The organism is Arthrobacter sp. TS-15 (assembly GCF_006964045.1).
Taxonomy (GTDB): Bacteria; Actinomycetota; Actinomycetes; order Actinomycetales; family Micrococcaceae; genus Arthrobacter.
Map to the genome: position 1 here is coordinate 1 of NZ_SDXQ01000146.1, position 1,369 is coordinate 1,369.

General features: G+C 68.5%; 2 protein-coding genes. One reads left to right on the forward strand and one right to left on the reverse strand.

Annotated features, from left to right (window positions below; genetic code table 11):
* Positions 1 to 376, forward strand: a 376-nt coding sequence (locus EU811_RS23400; RefSeq protein WP_202979368.1) for a DUF7737 domain-containing protein, incomplete at its 5' end; no start/stop codon positions are given.
* On the opposite strand, the gene EU811_RS23405 is transcribed toward EU811_RS23400, so the two are convergent.
* Positions 363 to 1,369, reverse strand: a 1,007-nt coding sequence (locus EU811_RS23405) for a serine hydrolase domain-containing protein (protein WP_142940610.1), incomplete at its 5' end; no start/stop codon positions are given. The two genes, EU811_RS23400 and EU811_RS23405, sit on opposite strands and share 14 nt — an antisense overlap.

Below are 1,369 nucleotides of genomic sequence, written 5' to 3' on the forward strand. Positions count from 1 at the left end.
CCCCGGCGGTCGCTTCCAGGAGTACTGGTCGGGATACAGCTTCGGCGAGCTGAACCAGAGCGCCGAGACCCGCCGGGCCCTCCTCGACCGCCTGATCCCCCGGCTCGCGATAGCCGACCGCTGCACCCTGGAGGGCCGCTTCCTCCACGTGAAGGGCGAGCGCCACACGTACAAGATCCACCTCCGCTCGGGCAACATCCTGATGACCCCGAACGACCAGTACCTGTGCATAGTCCCGAAGTCCGCGCCGACGTACCCCCAGACCGGCTACTTGCCGTACGAGGGAGACCGAACCCTCGCCGTCATCCTCAGCAAGGCGATGATGCTGGCCAAGGACACGGGGATCACGGACCCGACGATCCTCAGCCAGCTGTAGCCGGTACCGGGACGTCGAACGCCGCCCCCGCTATCCGCAGGACGTAAGGCAGTTCCGGGGACCGGTCCGTCGGGTTGAGGGCGTAGACGAGAAGGCGGCGGAGGTCACGGGTGGCGAAAGTGCCACTCGTATAACCCGGGACGTGCCCGCTCTTGCCCCAGACGACCGTGCCGTCGGGGAACTCGGTGCGCTGGAGCCCGCCGTAGCTGAACTGCGTGTCACCGGACGCCGCGGCGGGCATCCGGAAGAGGTCCTTCTGCTGGGTCGGCGGGAGGAGACGGCCGCGGTACAGGGCCGTGAAGAAGCGTGCCAGGTCGGGGGCGTTGGAGATCATGCCACCCTCCGCCCACCCGTACGGGTTCTGGACGCTGACGTCCGTGAGCTCGCCGGAACTCCCCGGCACAGCCACCAGACCGCGGGTGTAGGGCGCCGGGATGGACCAGTCGTCCAGGGCAGGCACGTACGTGTCGCGCAGACGGAGGGGGGTGAGGATGCGGGTGCGGACTTCGGAGCCGTACGTACGGCCCGTCACCTGCTCGATGATCAGGCCCGCGATGAAGTAGTTGATGCCGTTGTACCGCGTGGCCCTGCCCGGTTCCGTCGGCTCTCCGCAGGCCAGCGAGGCGTCCACGGCCTCACGCGGTGACATGTCCTCCGTGGCGCAGGTCATGATCTGCAGGCCGCTGGTGTGGCTGAGCAACTGGCCCACGGTGACGGGGAAGTAGCCGGCCGGCAGAAGGCCAGGCATCAACTCCTGCACCGTGTCGTCGAGGGCCAGCCGTCCCTCGGCGGCCAGTTGGAGCAGCACGGTCGACGTGAAGATCTTCGTGACACTGCCGATCCTGAAGTGCGCGTCGGTGGTTGGCACGGACGGCCCGGCCGTACCCGTCCAGCGGCCATCCGTACCGGACATCCGGATCAGCCCACCCGTCACGTTCTCATCGGGCAGCCCGGCGAGGGCCGCCCGCAGCGCCTCCTTGTCGAGCCCACGAG